This is a genomic window from Mycobacterium sp., from assembly GCF_002863225.1.
Lineage (GTDB): Bacteria > Actinomycetota > Actinomycetes > Mycobacteriales > Mycobacteriaceae > Mycobacterium.
Genome location: NZ_PKEK01000034.1, coordinates 1 through 15,137, shown reverse-complemented (window position 1 = coordinate 15,137; position 15,137 = coordinate 1). Strand labels below are relative to the sequence as shown.

The 15,137-nt window shown below is 65.7% G+C and carries 15 protein-coding genes; 9 read left to right on the top strand and 6 right to left on the bottom strand.

Going from position 1 to position 15,137, the window contains the following annotated elements:
• The first annotated feature begins 344 nt into the window (after positions 1 to 344).
• From CYU59_RS07855 to pstB, 6 genes are all read left to right on the top strand, one after another.
• Positions 345 to 1,106 carry a response regulator transcription factor gene (locus CYU59_RS07855; RefSeq protein WP_292981326.1) on the top strand — a complete coding sequence of 254 codons (762 nt, stop codon included), beginning with the start codon at positions 345 to 347 and terminating at the stop codon, positions 1,104 to 1,106.
• Positions 1,103 to 2,005, top strand: a complete 903-nt coding sequence (gene mshD, locus CYU59_RS07850; RefSeq protein ID WP_292981323.1) for a mycothiol synthase — start codon at positions 1,103 to 1,105, stop codon at positions 2,003 to 2,005. The genes CYU59_RS07855 and mshD overlap by 4 nt, the downstream gene beginning before the upstream one ends.
• A gap of 177 nt (positions 2,006 to 2,182) precedes the next feature.
• A complete protein-coding gene (gene pstS, locus CYU59_RS07845) occupies positions 2,183 to 3,229 on the top strand; it encodes a phosphate ABC transporter substrate-binding protein PstS (protein WP_292981509.1) in 1,047 nt (348 codons plus the stop codon).
• Between the two features lie 49 nt (positions 3,230 to 3,278).
• Complete coding sequence (pstC, locus tag CYU59_RS07840; RefSeq protein WP_292981320.1) at positions 3,279 to 4,301, top strand: phosphate ABC transporter permease subunit PstC; 1,023 nt, start codon at positions 3,279 to 3,281, stop codon at positions 4,299 to 4,301.
• Entirely contained in the window at positions 4,298 to 5,230 is a 933-nt protein-coding gene (pstA, locus tag CYU59_RS07835) for a phosphate ABC transporter permease PstA (protein ID WP_292981317.1), read from the top strand. The genes pstC and pstA overlap by 4 nt, the downstream gene beginning before the upstream one ends.
• Complete coding sequence (gene pstB / locus CYU59_RS07830; protein ID WP_292981314.1) at positions 5,223 to 5,999, top strand: phosphate ABC transporter ATP-binding protein PstB; 777 nt, start codon at positions 5,223 to 5,225, stop codon at positions 5,997 to 5,999. The genes pstA and pstB overlap by 8 nt, the downstream gene beginning before the upstream one ends.
• Before the next feature lie 37 nt (positions 6,000 to 6,036).
• Here the strand turns inward: pstB and phoU are convergent, their stop codons facing one another.
• The 5 genes from phoU to CYU59_RS07805 all read right to left on the bottom strand — a co-directional run bounded on the left by phoU (position 6,037) and on the right by CYU59_RS07805 (position 12,043).
• Positions 6,037 to 6,705 (bottom strand): phosphate signaling complex protein PhoU, encoded by a 669-nt coding sequence (gene phoU, locus CYU59_RS07825; RefSeq protein ID WP_292981311.1) that lies wholly within the window; start codon positions 6,703 to 6,705, stop codon positions 6,037 to 6,039.
• 103 nt (positions 6,706 to 6,808) lie between these two features.
• Positions 6,809 to 8,944: an LCP family protein gene (locus CYU59_RS07820; RefSeq protein ID WP_292981309.1), complete on the bottom strand. Its 2,136-nt coding sequence runs from the start codon at positions 8,942 to 8,944 to the stop codon at positions 6,809 to 6,811.
• Positions 8,945 to 9,191: 247 nt separating this feature from the next.
• Positions 9,192 to 10,325 carry a tRNA dihydrouridine synthase DusB gene (dusB, locus tag CYU59_RS07815; RefSeq protein WP_292981306.1) on the bottom strand — a complete coding sequence of 378 codons (1,134 nt, stop codon included), beginning with the start codon at positions 10,323 to 10,325 and terminating at the stop codon, positions 9,192 to 9,194.
• A gap of 6 nt (positions 10,326 to 10,331) precedes the next feature.
• Positions 10,332 to 11,351: an acyl-ACP desaturase gene (locus CYU59_RS07810; RefSeq protein WP_292981303.1), complete on the bottom strand. Its 1,020-nt coding sequence runs from the start codon at positions 11,349 to 11,351 to the stop codon at positions 10,332 to 10,334.
• A 110-nt stretch (positions 11,352 to 11,461) separates the two neighbouring features.
• A complete protein-coding gene (locus CYU59_RS07805; RefSeq protein ID WP_292981301.1) occupies positions 11,462 to 12,043 on the bottom strand; it encodes a TetR/AcrR family transcriptional regulator in 582 nt (193 codons plus the stop codon).
• Positions 12,044 to 12,114: 71 nt separating this feature from the next.
• Here CYU59_RS07805 and CYU59_RS07800 point away from each other — a divergent pair, with 71 nt between their 5' ends.
• Positions 12,115 to 13,101 (top strand): oxygenase MpaB family protein, encoded by a 987-nt coding sequence (locus CYU59_RS07800; protein WP_292981299.1) that lies wholly within the window; start codon positions 12,115 to 12,117, stop codon positions 13,099 to 13,101.
• Here the strand turns inward: CYU59_RS07800 and CYU59_RS07795 are convergent.
• Positions 13,083 to 13,574: a nucleoside deaminase gene (locus tag CYU59_RS07795; RefSeq protein WP_292981297.1), complete on the bottom strand. Its 492-nt coding sequence runs from the start codon at positions 13,572 to 13,574 to the stop codon at positions 13,083 to 13,085. The genes CYU59_RS07800 and CYU59_RS07795 overlap by 19 nt on opposite strands.
• A gap of 139 nt (positions 13,575 to 13,713) precedes the next feature.
• Between CYU59_RS07795 and CYU59_RS07790 the strand changes: the two genes are divergently transcribed.
• Positions 13,714 to 14,550: a class I SAM-dependent methyltransferase gene (locus CYU59_RS07790; protein WP_292981507.1), complete on the top strand. Its 837-nt coding sequence runs from the start codon at positions 13,714 to 13,716 to the stop codon at positions 14,548 to 14,550.
• A 105-nt stretch (positions 14,551 to 14,655) separates the two neighbouring features.
• On the top strand, positions 14,656 to 14,976 hold the full coding sequence (locus tag CYU59_RS07785; RefSeq protein WP_292981295.1) for a hypothetical protein: 321 nt from the start codon (positions 14,656 to 14,658) through the stop codon (positions 14,974 to 14,976).
• Positions 14,977 to 15,137 lie beyond the last annotated feature (161 nt).

Sequence of the window (15,137 nt, the reverse complement as noted above, 5' to 3'; positions counted from 1 at the left end):
GTCCGCATCGTCACCGCGCTCGGTTGTGTGGCGCGGTTCCTCCTCGGACCGTCCCGGTCCGCATCGTCACCGCGCTCGGTTGTGTGGCGCGGTTCCTCCTCGGACCGTCCCGGTCCGCATCGTCACCGCGCTGGTTCGGGTGGCGCGGTTCCTCCTCCGACCGTCCCGGTCCGCATCGTCACCGCGCTGGTTCGGGTGGCGCGGTTCCTCCTCCGACCGTCCCGGTCGGCATCGTCACCGCGCGAAAGACCAGGTTGCAAGCTATCGTTTAGTGTCCTGGCCGTTAAACTTCGTATCTCGCCGTGAACTTTGTGAGACGCCTTTCCCACGAAAGCTGGGCTTGCTTGGACCTGCTACTGCTGACTCCTGAACCCAATCCGGATGTGGTCCTGCCGTCCTTGTCGCTGCTCGCCCACACCCTGCGTACCGCGCCGCCCGACGTCTCGTCGCTGTTGGAGGCCGGCAGCGCCGACATCCTGATCGTCGACGCGCGCCACGACCTGCCCGCAGCACGGGGATTGTGCCGACTGTTGGGTTCCACCGGCCGATCCATCCCGGTGGTGGTCGTGGTCAACGAGGGCGGGTTGGTGGCCGTCAACGCCGACTGGGGGCTGGACGAAATCATGCTGCCCGGCACCGGACCGGCCGAGGTCGACGCCCGGTTGCGATTGCTGATCGGCCGGCGCGGCAACCTGGAGGACCAGGAGGGCGTCGGCAAGATCAGCCTCGGCGAGCTCGTCATTGACGAAGGCACCTACACCGCTCGCCTGCGGGGCAAGCCGCTCGATCTCACCTACAAGGAGTTCGAGCTGTTGAAGTACCTGGCGCAGCATGCCGGCCGGGTGTTCACCCGGGCGCAACTGCTGCACGAGGTGTGGGGTTACGACTTCTTCGGGGGCACTCGCACGGTCGACGTCCACGTCCGCCGGTTGCGGGCCAAACTGGGACCCGAATACGAAGCGCTGATCGGCACCGTCCGCAACGTGGGCTACAAGGCGGTCCGTCCCAGCCGTGGCCGGCCACCAAGCGGCGACGCCGTCGCCGACGATGGTGACGAGGCGGACGCTGACGACGAGTCGTTGGCCGATCCGCTGCGCAGCCAGTGACAGCGCCGCAGTGGCGCGCCACGCTGACCGCCGACGAACAGCGTCGCATTCGTGAAATCGTTTCTGCCGCAACTCAATCAGATGCTGTCGCACCGGTGGGCGAGCAGGTTCTGCGTGAGTTGCCGCACGATCGAAGCGGCCACCTGCTTACCACCGACGAAAGCGGCGAACGCATCCTCGGGTATCTGAATCTGTCCGACCAGCCCGACGACGGTTGCGCGATGGCGGAGTTGGTGGTGCATCCGGATGCGCGCAGACGCGGCATCGGCTCGGCGCTGATACGGGCGGCGCTGTCGAAAACCGATGACAAGAACCGCTTCTGGGCACACGGCACACTCGACTCCGCACGTGCGACGGCAGCTGCGTTGGATCTGTCGCCGGTGCGCGAACTCGTGCAGATGCGTCGCGAACTCCGCGACATCGCCGAGCCCACGGTGCCCGACGGTGTGCGTATCCGCACCTATGCCGGCGCCGCGGACGACGCAGAATTGTTGCGCGTCAACAACTCTGCATTCGTGACGCATCCCGAACAGGGCGGCTGGACCGATGCCGACCTCGATGAACGGCGGGCCGAGCCCTGGTTTGACCCCGACGGACTGTTCCTCGCCTTCGGCGCGCAGACCGACGCGCTACTGGGATTCCACTGGACGAAAGTGCACTCCGAACAGTCCGGACTGGGCGAGGTGTACGTCGTCGGGGTGGACCCGGCCGCACAGGGCAGCGGACTGGGCGGTGTGTTGACGGCCGTCGGCATCGCCTACCTGGCGCGTCGGCTCAGCGGCGCGGCGCAACCGACCGTGATGCTCTACGTCGAGTCGGACAACACCGCGGCGCTCAAGACCTATCGACGTCTGGGGTTCACCCAGTACAGCGTGGACACCGCGTACGCCCGACGCTGACCTGTTCACCGTCCGTTCACCGTTGCGGCGGACGCCGTCCACGCCCGGCGCATAGTTTCGCCGGTGGCCCGGCGCCGTCGCGGGCAAAGTCGACGGCGGACAGAATTTTTCGAGGAAGCGAGACGGGTGAAGGTCCACGCGGTGCGGGCAGCTCTAGTGGCCGCCGCGGTCGCGGGCATGATGTCCACCGGTTGCGGCAGCGACAGCAACCTACACGGTCTCAAGCCCCCGTCAGGGCCGGTGAACTGCGACGGTAGGCAGGACCTGACCGCCGAGGGCTCCACAGCGCAGCAAAACGCCATTGCCCTGTTCAACATGGATTGGTCGCAGCTGTGCCCCGGCAAGCAGCTGGCGTACAACCCGACCGGATCGGGTGCCGGCCGCGAACAGTTCATCGCCAGGCACGTCGACTTCGCCGGCTCGGATTCACCGTTGAGCAGCGATCAGGTCGAGGAGGCTGCCAAACGTTGTAACGGCAATCCGGCCTGGCACCTGCCCATGGTGTTCGGTCCCATCGCCATCGTCTTCCACCTTGACGGCGTCAAGCAGCTGGTCGTCAACGCCGACGTGTTGGCCAAGATCTTCACCGGCTGGATCACCAACTGGGACGACCCCGCCATCGCGAAACTCAATCCGGGCACGACATTGCCGAGTATCAGGATCTCGCCCATCTACCGCTCGGACTCCTCGGGCACCACCGACAACTTCCAGAAGTATCTGGCCGCAGCTGCACCGAACAGCTGGAACCGCAACGCCGGCAGTGAGTTTCAGGGCGGCGTGGGTGAGGGCGCGCAGAAGTCAGCCGGCGTCATCCAGGCCGTGCACTCCGCGGTCGGCGCGATCGGCTACGTCGAGAAAGGTTTCGCCGACCAGAGCGGCGTGCCCTACGCGCAAATCAACGACGGCAGCGGCGCCGTTGCGCTCACCGACGACGCAGCCCGCAAAGCCATCGACGGGGCCACCTTCGCCGGGCAGGGCAACAACCTGGAGCTCAACCTGAAGTCGATCTACCGCTCCCGGGAAGCGGGTGCGTATCCATTGGTGCTGGCCACCTACGAGATCGTCTGCTCCAAGGGCTACGACCCCGCAACCAGCGCGGCGCTGAGATCCCTACTGACCGTCGCCGTCGAAGACGCGCAAGACGGCCTGTCGACCGCGGGCTACATCCCGCTCCCGGAAAAGTTCAAAAAACGCCTGATCACCGCGATCAACGCGATCCGCTGACCTGACGAATTACCCTTGGGCGCAGATCACCCGAGGAGAAGTGGACACAGTGACGACGCCCAATCCCGCCGATACTGGTTCGGGTGAGGTCGTCGCAGCGCCACCGCGCGGGTCGGCCGCGATGCCGTCCACCTGGCGCGACGTCACACACAGCCGGGGCGATTCGTTGTTTCGCAACCTGGCCACGGGTTCGGGCGCCTTGATCGTGGCATTGGTTGCGGCGATCGGGCTGTTTCTGGTGATGCGCGCGGTGCCGGCCCTGGCGCGCGACCGAGTCAACTTCTTCACCTACGGCGGCAACTGGGACACCACCAACACCGCAGCGATGCGGTTCGGCGTCTTCGACCTGGTCCAGGTCACGGTGATGGTGGCGCTGTTCGCCTTGGCCCTGGCGATGCCGGTGGCACTGGGGATCGCGATCTTCCTCGCCCAGTACTCGCCTCGGCGGGTGACTGGGCCGCTGGCCTACCTGGTCGACTTGCTGGCGGCGGTGCCGTCGATCATCTACGGGGTCTGGGGACTTTTCGTGCTGGCGCCGCGGCTGCAGCCGGTGGCGATGTGGCTCAACGCTCACCTGGGTGGGGTGTTCCTGTTCGCGACCGGCAATGCGTCGGTATCCGGTGGCGGAACGATCTTCACCGGGGGGATCGTGCTGGCGGTGATGATCCTGCCGATCATCACCGCGGTCACCCGCGAGGTCTTCATGAAGACGCCGCAGGGCCACATCGAGGCCGCACTCGCGCTCGGCGCCACCCGCTGGGAAGTGGTCAAGACCGCGGTGCTGCCGTTCGGGCGCTCCGGCTACGTCAGCGGCGCGATGCTGGGTCTGGGCCGGGCGCTGGGTGAGACCGTGGCACTGCTGGTCATCCTGCGTGGCACCCAGGCGGCCTTCGGTTGGTCCTTGTTCGACGGCGGCTACACCTTCGCGACCAAGATCGCCGCTACCGCATACGAATTCAACAACCAATACCGCGCGGGCGCATACATCGCCGCCGGTCTGGTGCTGTTCCTGCTCACTCTTGTGGTGAATGCCGTGGCGCGCGAAGCTGTTTCGAGCAGGAGCGCGCGATGACGTCGATCCTGGATCGTCCACTCAAGGCGCGGACGTTCACCGGTGTGAGTGTGCGTCGGCGGCTCTCCGACGCAGTCGCCACCGTGTTGGCCACGGTGTCGGTCGGGGTGGCGCTGGTGCCGTTGACCTGGGTGCTGTATTCAGTGCTGACAAAAGGCTTCAGCGCGGTGAAATCCACGGTGTGGTGGACGCATTCGCAGGCCGGCATGACCGCCTTCATGGCAGGCGGCGGCGTGTACCACGCCATCGTCGGCACGGTCCTGCAAGGTCTGGTGTGTGCGCTCATCTCCATTCCGATCGGCGTCTTCGTCGCGATCTATCTGGTCGAATACGCCGTCGGCAGCAAGCTGGGCAGGGTGACCACTTTCATGGTCGACGTCTTGACCGGCGTGCCATCGATCGTCGCCGCGCTGTTCATCTACGCGCTGTGCATCGCCACTTTGGGACTGCCGAGATCGGGCTTCGCGGTGTCGTTGGCGCTGGTGCTGCTGATGATTCCGGTGATCGTCCGCACCACCGAGGAGATGTTGCAGATCTTCCCGGTGGAACTGCGCGAGGCCAGCTACGCGCTGGGCGTGCCACACTGGCGGACGATCACCAAGATCGTGTTGCCGGCCGGCCTGTCCGGCATCGTCACCGGGATCCTGCTGGCCCTGGCCCGGGTGATGGGGGAGACCTCGCCGCTGCTGATCCTGGTGGGTTACTCGCAGGCGATGAATTTCAATATTTTCGGTGGCTTCATGGGCTCGTTGCCCGGCATGATGTACGACCAGACCTCGGCCGGGGCGGGCACCAGCCCTATTCCTACGGATCGGTTGTGGGGTGCGGGCCTGACACTGATCTTGGTCATCGCCGTCATTAACCTGGTGGCCAAGGTCGTCTCGCACGTTTTCGCATCCGAAAGGACAGGCAGGAGCTCCAGTGGCTAAGAGGTTGGACCTGAAGGACGTCAACATCTTCTACGGCGCGTTCCAGGCCGTCGCCGACGTCTCGCTCTCGGTGCTGCCGAGGAGTGTCACGGCGTTCATCGGGCCGTCTGGTTGCGGCAAGACCACCGTGCTGCGGACGCTCAACCGGATGCACGAGGTGACCCCCGGCGCTCGCATGCAGGGCACCGTGCTGCTCGACGACGACGACATCTACGGCTCCGGTATCGACCCGGTGGGCGTTCGGCGGGCAATCGGAATGGTTTTCCAGCGCCCAAACCCGTTCCCCACCATGTCGATTCGTGACAATGTGGTGGCCGGGCTGAAGCTGCAGGGCGTGCGCAACCGCAAGCTGCTGGACGACACCGCCGAGTACGCGCTACGCGGCGCCAACCTGTGGGACGAGGTCAAGGATCGGCTCGAGCGCCCCGGCGGCGGGCTGTCCGGCGGCCAGCAGCAACGGTTGTGTATCGCCCGGGCGATCGCCGTGCAACCCGATGTGCTGCTGATGGACGAGCCGTGTTCGTCGCTGGACCCCATCTCGACCATGGCCATCGAGGACCTGATCGCCGAGTTGAAGCAGGAATACACCATCGTCATCGTCACCCACAACATGCAGCAGGCCGCGCGGGTCAGCGATCACACCGCATTCTTCAACCTCGAGGCCGTCGGGAAGCCGGGCCGGTTGATCGAGATCGACGACACCGAGAAGATCTTCTCCAACCCGACGCAGAAGGCCACCGAGGACTACATCTCCGGCCGGTTCGGGTAGGAGTTCGGCCGCTCAGACGGAGTTCGGCCGCTCGGACCTAGCCGGACTGCGCGACGGCCGTCTCCTCAGGGAAGTGGCCGGTCGCCTGGAAGATGACCCGCCGCGCCACTTCGACGGCGTGATCGGCGAAACGCTCGTAGAAGCGGCCGAGCAGCGTCACGTCGACCGCTGCGGCCACCCCGTGCTTCCACTCCCGGTCCATCAGCACGGTGAACAAGTGCCGGTGCAGGTCGTCCATCGCGTCGTCCTCTTCGCGAATCCGGGCGGCCTTCTCCGGGTCGCGCGACGACAGCACTTCCTGCGCGCTGTTGCCCAATTCGACTGCCAGCCTGCCCATTTCAGCAAAGTAGCCGTTGACTTCCTCGGGCAGCGTGTGCTGCGGGTGACGCCGCCGGGCGATCTTGGCGACGTGCAGAGCCAGCGCGCCCATCCGGTCGATGTCGGCGACCATCTGGATGGCGCTCACGATCGAGCGCAGATCTCCGGCGACAGGCGCCTGCAAGGCCAGCAGCACAAAGGCGCTCTCCTCGGCCTGGGCGCTGAGCTCGGCGATCTTTTCGTGATCGGAGATGACTTGCTCGGCGAGGACCAGGTCGGCCTGCAACAGCGACTGGGTGGCCCGCTCCATCGCGGCGCCGGCCAGTCCGCACATCGCGCCGAGCTGTTCCGAGAGCTCAGCGAGCTGCTCGTGGTAGGCGGTGCGCATGAAACAAGCGTACTTTCCCTACCCACGAAGAGGCAGGAACCCGCGCGAAGTAAAGCTGAACTCGCGATGAATGCCGGTTTGCCCGCCGATCGCGGCCGCGGCGCTACTCGCAGTGGGTGTCGGCGGCGTTGGTGACTGTCAGGTCGTCCGGAAGCTTGGTGGACTGGCTGCTGGTGTTGCGTTCGACCTGCAGACTGACCTGCGAACCCGCCGGGGGAGGCGTGCCGACGGTGGCGAAGTCCGAGCCCAGCACCACCTGGATGACCTGCCCGGTTCCGGTGATCCGCTCGACTTTGGCGTTCGCGAATGCGCCCGCGACGGTGGCGGCGGCTTGCTCGTTTCCCGGCGAGTACAGCACCTTGGTGGTCTTCAGTGGGTTCGAGTAGTCGTCCGGCGACTTGACCCGAAATCCCTTGCGCTTCAGCTGGTTGCTGGCGGTGGTGGCCAATCCCGACTTAGACGTCGAGTTCGAGACCTGGACGGTGACGTTCTGCGGTGCGGCGGCGATGGCCTGCAGGTGCTCGGGGTGCGGGCCGGCCGGTTGACCGGTCTGAGTCCCCTTGGAGGACAGCGTATTCGTCGACGTGGTCGGCGGGCTCGACGTCGCGTTCATGTCGTTTTCGCCGGGCAGCGGGTCGTCGTTGATGATCGAGTCGAACAGCGCCCGCATGTCGGAGGTGCGCGGCGGCTCGTCACCGTTCTCGTCGGTGATGCCGGTCGGCACGGTCACGAAGGAGACGTGCCCGGCATTCATGCCCTGCACCGACTGGCCGAGCTGGACAAGGTCCCGGGTCCGGATGTTGTCGACGTAGCTGTTGCTGATGAACATGTTGACGACGCTGTTGAGCTTGCTCAGCGAGAAGAAGGTCTCCTTGGAGATCAGCGACCGCAGCAACGACGACAGGAACAGCTGCTGCCGTTTGATCCGGCCGTAGTCGCCGTTGTTCTCGGTCGTGATGTTGCGGGCCCGAACGTAGTTCAGTGCGGTTTTCGAGTCGATCAGCTGACGACCGGAGTGGGCCAGGACGGTGCCGAGCTCGTAGTCCTTCAGCGGCGTGGTGCTGCACACCTCGACACCGCCGAGGGCGTCGACCATTTTCGCGAAGCCGGCGAAGTCGACGGCGATGAAGCGGTTGATGCTCAAACCGGACAGCTTCTGGATTTCCTTCACCAGACACTTCGGTCCGCCGAAGGAGAACGTCGAGTTCAGCTTGGTCTCGGTGTAGACGTTCTTGGGGCCCCACTTCTTGGTGTCGGCGTCATACAGCGGGCCGTACTCACCGGTGTCGGGGTTCCACGCTTCGCACTGAATCGGGGTGATGGCCAGATCACGCGGAAACGACACGGCCACAACGCGTTTGCGGTTTGCCGGGATGTTGACCAGCATGATGGTGTCCGAGCGCGCGCCGCCGGCATCGTCGGTGGTGCCGACGTCCATGTTGCTGTTGGCCCCGGCGCGGGAGTCCATGCCGACGATCAGGAAGTCTTCGTCACCGAACTGTGCGTTCGGGTCGACGATGTCACGCGAGCCCATGTCCAGCGCGCTGATCGTGTTGAGCTTGTGGTTCTTCGAGGTGCTCCACTGATACGCCCCGCCGGTCATGGCCAGGGCTGCCGCGGCGACCGTCGCCACCACCAGCCGGCCGAAGACCAGTAGCGCGCCGTGCCGGTGCCGCTTGCGCCCGGGAGCGACGGCGTCATCGGTGTCCGGCTCGGTGTCCGGCGCTTCCAGCAGGCCGACCGGCGTCCGCGGCAGCACCGCGGTCTGCTCGACGTCGGCGTCGCCGAGCACGGCGGTGCGGCGGATGGCGTCCAGGTCGGGAAGCTCGTCGGCGTAGTCCGCCGGGCTCAGCAACTCGTAGGCGTCGTAGTCCTCACCCGCTTCGGCGGGTAGCGCGGACTCGGGGTCGACGTGGTTGGCGTCTGGCGCCGCGTGGTGGTGACGGGGACGGTCGGCGACCGAGCCGCCGATCTTGGCGATCAGGTCCGCGACCGTGAGTCCACCCTCGGTGTGGCTCCCGGCGGAATCGTCGTCGTCGGGGGCGGGTTTACCCGGCTCGGTCGGTGCGGCGGAGGTCGGCGTGGCCGATGGCCCGACCCAGCGATGCGCGATGGTCGCGGTCTGAGCGGCGGTTCCGAACCGCTCCCACGGCGCGGCGGCTCGCGATCCAGGCGGACTTCCGGTAAGTCTCGAGTCGTCGCCGTCGGGGCCGTGAGTGGCTGAATCGCCGTCACTCATGTCCTACCGGCCTCCGAATCAACAATGATGCTCACGTGCGCAACGCAACGTATCCCGCGACCTCATTGTCGCGTCGTCCCTGTACAGCCGTACCGCGATGATGGCACTCGACTCGACCATCGGCGCAAGATGCAACAAGATCCACATCGTATAGAGACCGCACCGTTAGCGCGATCTCGGGAGCGTGCCCGACGATCCGATTGCCGCACCCGGTCGTGCCGACCTGCATCGTCGCTGGAAGCTCTGATCAGCCGCCGGAGTGCATGACGTCGGCTCCGGCCGGAACCGCACAGTCGTCGCGATCTGCCAGCCAGCCCTCGGGCAGCGCCACCTTCGCCGGTGATCCCTGCCGGCCACGCGGGCCGCCGGCCGCGGTCGGGAACGGCGTGTCGCCGTCGAGCTGTTCCAGCAGCCGATCCAGTTCGTCGCGGGTTTTGACCAGTGCGAGCGCACGGCGCAGGTCCGACCCGGCGGGAAAGCCGTGCAGGTACCAGGCGATGTGTTTGCGCATGTCACGCATGCCTTTGTCTTCGCCGAAGTGCTCGGTGAGTAGCTCGCCGTGCCGGCGGATGATGTCAGCCACCTGGCCCAGGTTGGGCGGTGTCGGAGCCGCGCTCCCGGTGAAGGCCGCCGAGAGCTCGGCGAACAGCCACGGCCGGCCGAGGCAGCCGCGACCGATGACGACCCCGTCGCAGCCGGTCACGGCCATCATGGTCAGCGCATCGTTGGCTTCGAAGATGTCACCATTGCCCAGCACCGGAATCGACTGGACGTGTTGCTTGAGCCGGGCGATCTGCTCCCAGTCGGCCGTGCCCGAGTAGCGCTGCGCCGCCGTGCGGGCATGCAGGGCAACGGCCGCCGCGCCCTCGGACTCGGCGATCTTGCCCGCCTCGAGATGGGTGTGGTGCTCGTCGTCGATGCCGATCCGGTACTTGACGGTCACCGGGATGTCGGTGCCTTCGGTGCCGCGCACCGCGGCGTTGACGATCTGGCCGAACAGCTGCCGCTTGTAGGGCAGCGCAGCTCCGCCGCCGCGACGGGTGACCTTGGGCACCGGGCAGCCGAAGTTCATGTCGACGTGGTCGGCGAGACCTTCGTCGGCGATCATCTTCACCGCTGCGTAGGTGGTGGCCGGGTCGACGGTGTAGAGCTGCAGCGACCGGGGCGACTCGTCGGCGGAGAACGTGGTCATGTGCATGGTGACCGGATGGCGTTCGACGAGGGCGCGCGCGGTCACCATCTCGCAGACGTACAGCCCGCTGACGGTGCCGACACGTTCTTGCTCGAGTTCCCGGCACAACGTGCGGAAGGCGACGTTGGTGACGCCTGCCATCGGTGCCAGCACCACCGGGCTGGCCAGTGTGAAGGGGCCGATACGCACGGCTGGCTACCGTCGGCTGAGGGTCAGCGTGCCCTCGGTGTGGTGCAACTCCGCGGCGGTGACCCGCTTGCCCGTCCGGGCCTCGCGGTCGAGCTGGCGTTGCTTGGAGACCTCGAACTTGTCGCACGACACTTCGAGTTCCTTGATCAACCCCGCCAGGTCGTCCCGCATCATCGCGGCCTCACCGGTGAAGTCCTCGCGCTCGAAGATCCGCCATTTCTTCAGCACCGGCATCACGACGTCGTCGAGGTGGATGCGTGGGTCGTAAACCCCGCCGACGGCGATCATCACGGCCTTGCGCCGAAATTCGGGCACCTGGTAGCCGGGCATCTGGAAGTTGCGCAGCACCTTGTGCAACGACTTCATCGCCTGGTTGGGCGCGAGCTCGAACCCGGCTTCGGAAACGTCGCGGTAGAAGATCATGTGCAGGTTCTCGTCGGCCGAGATCTTGGCCAGCAGTTGGTCGGCGATGGTCTCGTTGCAGGCCTTACCGGTGTTGCGGTGCGAGATGCGGGTCGCGAGTTCCTGGAAGGTCACGTAGATGATCGAGTCGAACAGGCTCGCGGCGAACAGGTCTTCGCGAATCTGCTGGTTCTGTCCGGGGCTGAAACCGCGGTTCACCACCTCCATGCGCAGCTTTTCCAGCTCGACGGGGTCGACGGCGCGGGTCACCACGAGGTAGTCGCGCAGCGCGATGCCGTGGCGGTTCTCCTCGGCGGTCCAGCGGTTGATCCATTGCCCCCAGGCGCCGTCCATGGAGAAGTTCATCGCGATCTCGCGGTGATACGACGGCAGGTTGTCCTCGGTCATCAGGTTCTGCACCATGGCGACCTGGGCGATGTCGGACAGCTTCGATTGACCGGGCTCCCAGTCCTGGCCGCCGAGCGCGTAGAAGTTCTTGCCGTCCGACCAGGGGATGTAGTCATGCGGGTTCCACGGCTTGTGCATGCTCAGGTGCCGATTCATGTTCTTCTCGACGACCGGCTCGAGTTCACGCAACAGGTCGAGGCCTTGAGGATCCGCCATGACGCCTCCCAGTTATCTGTGTCTGTCGGTTTCAGTAAATATATCTGTTTATGTCGGTGACATTCAAGTTCCGTCGCGCGAGTCGGCCCGGCGACTCCGGCCTGGCCCGGTCAGCCGGCCGCTCTGCTGAGCAGCATGTCGACGCAATAGTCGATGAACTGCTCTCGGCTGGCCGCCAGGCGGCCGTCCAGGTATGCGGTGAACAGCGCGGTCAGGCCGCCGATCAGGCCGGTGGCGATCATCTTCTGCCGGATTGGGTCGCCGATCTGGGTCAGTTTGCCCTGCAGCAGGTCGATGAAGTTCGGCATCCACTCCGCCCCCGAGCGCCCCAGCACCGGCTCCACGGCCGGGGCCAGCAGTAACACCCGACCGCGCACCGGATCGTCGACCATCAGCGCGACGAACCGCTCGACCGCTTCACGCGGCGTGGTCGCCGACATCAACGTCGACATCGCCCGGGTGCAGACGTCGTCGTAGACGGCCCGGATGAACTCGTCGCGCTCGGCGAAGCTCTCATAGAAGTAACGCTCGGTCAGCTCGGCCTGCCGGCACACCGCCCGCACGGTCACTGCCGGGCCGCTCGCCCGGCCGAGCAGTTGCACACCGGCGGCGACGAGTTCGTCGCGTCGAAGGGCCTGACGATCTTCCAGCGGAACACCGGACCAGCGGCGCGTACGTTGACCGGACGGCACGGGCCTCCTAGACTCTGCTGATTGACAACGCATGTAGTCATTTTGGCAAACTGATACAGGAAACTTAACCAGTGACTCAAGATACGTCTGAGGTGTCCCCGGTCGCGTCGGGTTGCCCAGTTTCGCCATTGGGATACGAGGCCCCGCCGCAGCCGCTCGGGCCCGACTCGCTGACCTGGCGCTACTTCGGCGATTGGCGCGGGATGTTGCAAGGCCCGTGGGCCGGCTCGATGCAGAACATGCACCCGCAGCTCGGCGCCGCCGTCGAAGAGCATTCGACGTTCTTCCGCGAGCGCTGGCCGCGGCTGCTCCGATCGCTGTATCCGATCGGCGGGGTGGTCTTCGACGGCGACCGTGCACCCACTACCGGCGCCGAGGTTCGTGACTACCACATCGAGATCAAGGGCACCGACGACCAGGGGCGCCGCTACCACGCACTGAATCCCGACGTCTTCTACTGGGCGCACTCGACGTTCTTCGTCGGCACCCTTCACGTGGCCGAGCGATTCTGCGGCGGGCTGACCGAAGCCCAGAAGCGCCAGCTGTTCGACGAACACGTCGAGTGGTACCGGCTCTACGGCATGAGCATGCGACCGGTCCCCAAGAGCTGGGAGGACTTTCAGGTCTACTGGGATCACATGTGCAACGAAGTGCTGGAGAACAACTTCGCCGCGCGCGAGGTGCTCAACCTGACGGAGTTGCCGCAACCGCCCTTCGCGCAATGGATTCCGAACCCGCTGTGGGCGCTGCAGCGCAAGCTGATCTCACCGTTCTTCGTCTGGGTGACGGTGGGCCTCTACGACCCTCCGGTGCGAAAGCTGATGGGCTACAGCTGGTCTCGGCGCGACGAGTGGCTGCACCGCCGATTCGGCGATCTGGTCCGGCTGATTTTCGCCGCGGTGCCGTCCCGTTACCGCAAGCACCCGCGTGCCCGGGCCGGTTTCGACCGGGCCAGTGGCCGGATCCCAGCGGACACCCCGCTGATCCAGACGCCCGCCCGCAACCTGCCCCCGCTGGACGAGCGGGGCGATCCAAAGCACTACTGCCCCAACGTCTGAGGCTTCTTGCCGCCGTTGCGCGCGTTCCACAACCGGTACACCTCCACCGCGTCGTCACGGGGGTCGTAGCGCATCGGCAGTCGACGCTGTTGCCAGTCTTTGCCGAACTCGTCGTAGAACGTGGCCAGCTCGAAGTACTTGCGGTCGTCGACGTAGTACGGCTCGTACTGCTCGCGCTGGGTCAGGAAAACCACCCGGTCGGGTGAGCAGTAGTAGAGCGAGCCCAGGCACATCGGGCAGGGGTGGGCCAGCACGTAGATCGTGGTACCGGTCAAGTGCTCGGTGCCGAGCGCCACGCATGCCGCGCGGATGGCGAGGATCTCGGCATGCGCGGTCGGATCATGGCTCTGCGCAACCTGATTGGCGCTCTCGGCCAGAATCTTGCCGTCCTTGACGATCACCGTCGCGAACGGCCGGCCGCCGTCGAGGACGTTCTGCCGAGCCAGATCGATGGTCCGTTGCGCGAAGTCCATCACGGGTCCTCCATCCGGGAGCCGAGCAAATAAATAGCTGGTCTATATTTATTTGTACATCGAGAGGGGAGTTCTGGTGTCTGTACGGAGAGAAAGCGACAGCTGGGATCTTGCGACGAGCGTCGGTGCGACCGCAACCATGGTCGCCGCCCAGCGGGCGCTGTCATCCGACGCCGGTCTGATCGACGACCCGTTCGCCGCGCCGTTGGTGCGAGCGGTCGGCATCGACGTCTACACCCGTCTGGTCAACGGCGAGATCCCGGTCACCGATGGCCACGATTTCGATCCCGCCCGGATGGCGAGGGGAATGGCGGTCCGGACCCGGTTCTACGACAGGTTCTTCGTCGACGCGACGCGCAGCGGCGTCCGGCAGGCAGTGATCCTGGCCGCCGGCCTGGACGCTCGGGCGTATCGCTTGCCGTGGCCGCAGGGCACCGTGCTCTACGAGGTCGACCTGCCGGAGGTCATCGAGTTCAAGACGTCGACACTTCGGGATCTCGGTGCCGAACCGACAGTCGAGCGTCGCACTGTCGCCGTCGATCTGCGCGACGACTGGCCCGCGGCACTGCGGGCCGCCGGCTTCGACCCGCAGGCCCCGTCGGCGTGGAGCGCCGAAGGTCTGGTGGTGTATCTGCCGCCCGAGGCGCAGGACGCGTTGTTCGGCAACGTCACCGAGCTGAGTGCTCCGGGTAGCCAGCTGGCATCCGAATTCGTGCCCGACACAACGATTTTCAAGGACCCGCGGTGGCGCAGCCACCACGACCGGATGCGCGAGCTGGGCTTCGAGGTCGACTTCGACGAGCTGGTCTACCACTACGAGCGCAGCCACATCATCGAAGACCTCACCAACCGGGGCTGGCAGGTTTCGCACCGCGCGGTCGCCGAGATGCATGCGGCCAACGGCTTCACCTACGCCGACGACGAGCTCGCCCAGGCGTTCGGCGACATCACCTATCTCAACGCCGTGCGGGACTGACGAAGCGTGGTGCCCCTGTTCCTGGGCAAATGATTGACGGTGGCCTCCTGATCCTCGACCATTGAGTGAAGTCGGACTCAACGTAGAGATTGCAAGGAGCGGCGTATGTGTGCAGATGGAGAAGGCGAGTCGGTGAAGGTGTCCGACGACGACCTCGATCGGGTCCGCGAATTGCGCGCCGTCGCACGCAACGCGCTTGTCGAAGCGAACGCACTTCTTGCCAAATATGCTGGCGTCGACCCCGATTCGATCGACTCGGTCCTCGTCAGCCTGAAGCGAGAAGCCAGCCCGGAGTTCGGTGACGGTGTCCCGCCGGTCTACGTCGACCCGTGCACGCAATACAACTCCGGCGGCGCGTGCGCTTACTTCGAGTGCGATCCGCCCGGTGTAACGAAGCCGTGCCCGCCGGTGACATTGAAGCCCTGACGTCCTGCCTACGACGCGTGGCTCCTGCTCTGTGCCCCTGTTCAGAGTCGGTTGATTGTTGACGTTTGGGCCTCGGTTGATCCTTGACACTCTGGGTTGGGTTACGTCTCGTCGCTGGTGCGGGAGGCGTGTTTCTTTCGTATCGGGTTGGTGCTGGTTCG

Coding starts and splice junctions, on each gene's coding strand:
- CYU59_RS07785 (WP_292981295.1), top strand. CDS start 14,656: ATGTGTGCAGATGGAGAAGGCGAGTCGGTGAAGGTGTCCGACGACGAC.
- CYU59_RS07810 (WP_292981303.1), bottom strand. CDS start 11,351: ATGGCGGATCCTCAAGGCCTCGACCTGTTGCGTGAACTCGAGCCGGTC.
- phoU (WP_292981311.1), bottom strand. CDS start 6,705: ATGCGCACCGCCTACCACGAGCAGCTCGCTGAGCTCTCGGAACAGCTC.
- pstS (WP_292981509.1), top strand. CDS start 2,183: ATGATGTCCACCGGTTGCGGCAGCGACAGCAACCTACACGGTCTCAAG.
- CYU59_RS07795 (WP_292981297.1), bottom strand. CDS start 13,574: ATGGACTTCGCGCAACGGACCATCGATCTGGCTCGGCAGAACGTCCTC.
- CYU59_RS07820 (WP_292981309.1), bottom strand. CDS start 8,944: ATGAGTGACGGCGATTCAGCCACTCACGGCCCCGACGGCGACGACTCG.
- CYU59_RS07790 (WP_292981507.1), top strand. CDS start 13,714: ATGGTCGCCGCCCAGCGGGCGCTGTCATCCGACGCCGGTCTGATCGAC.
- pstA (WP_292981317.1), top strand. CDS start 4,298: ATGACGTCGATCCTGGATCGTCCACTCAAGGCGCGGACGTTCACCGGT.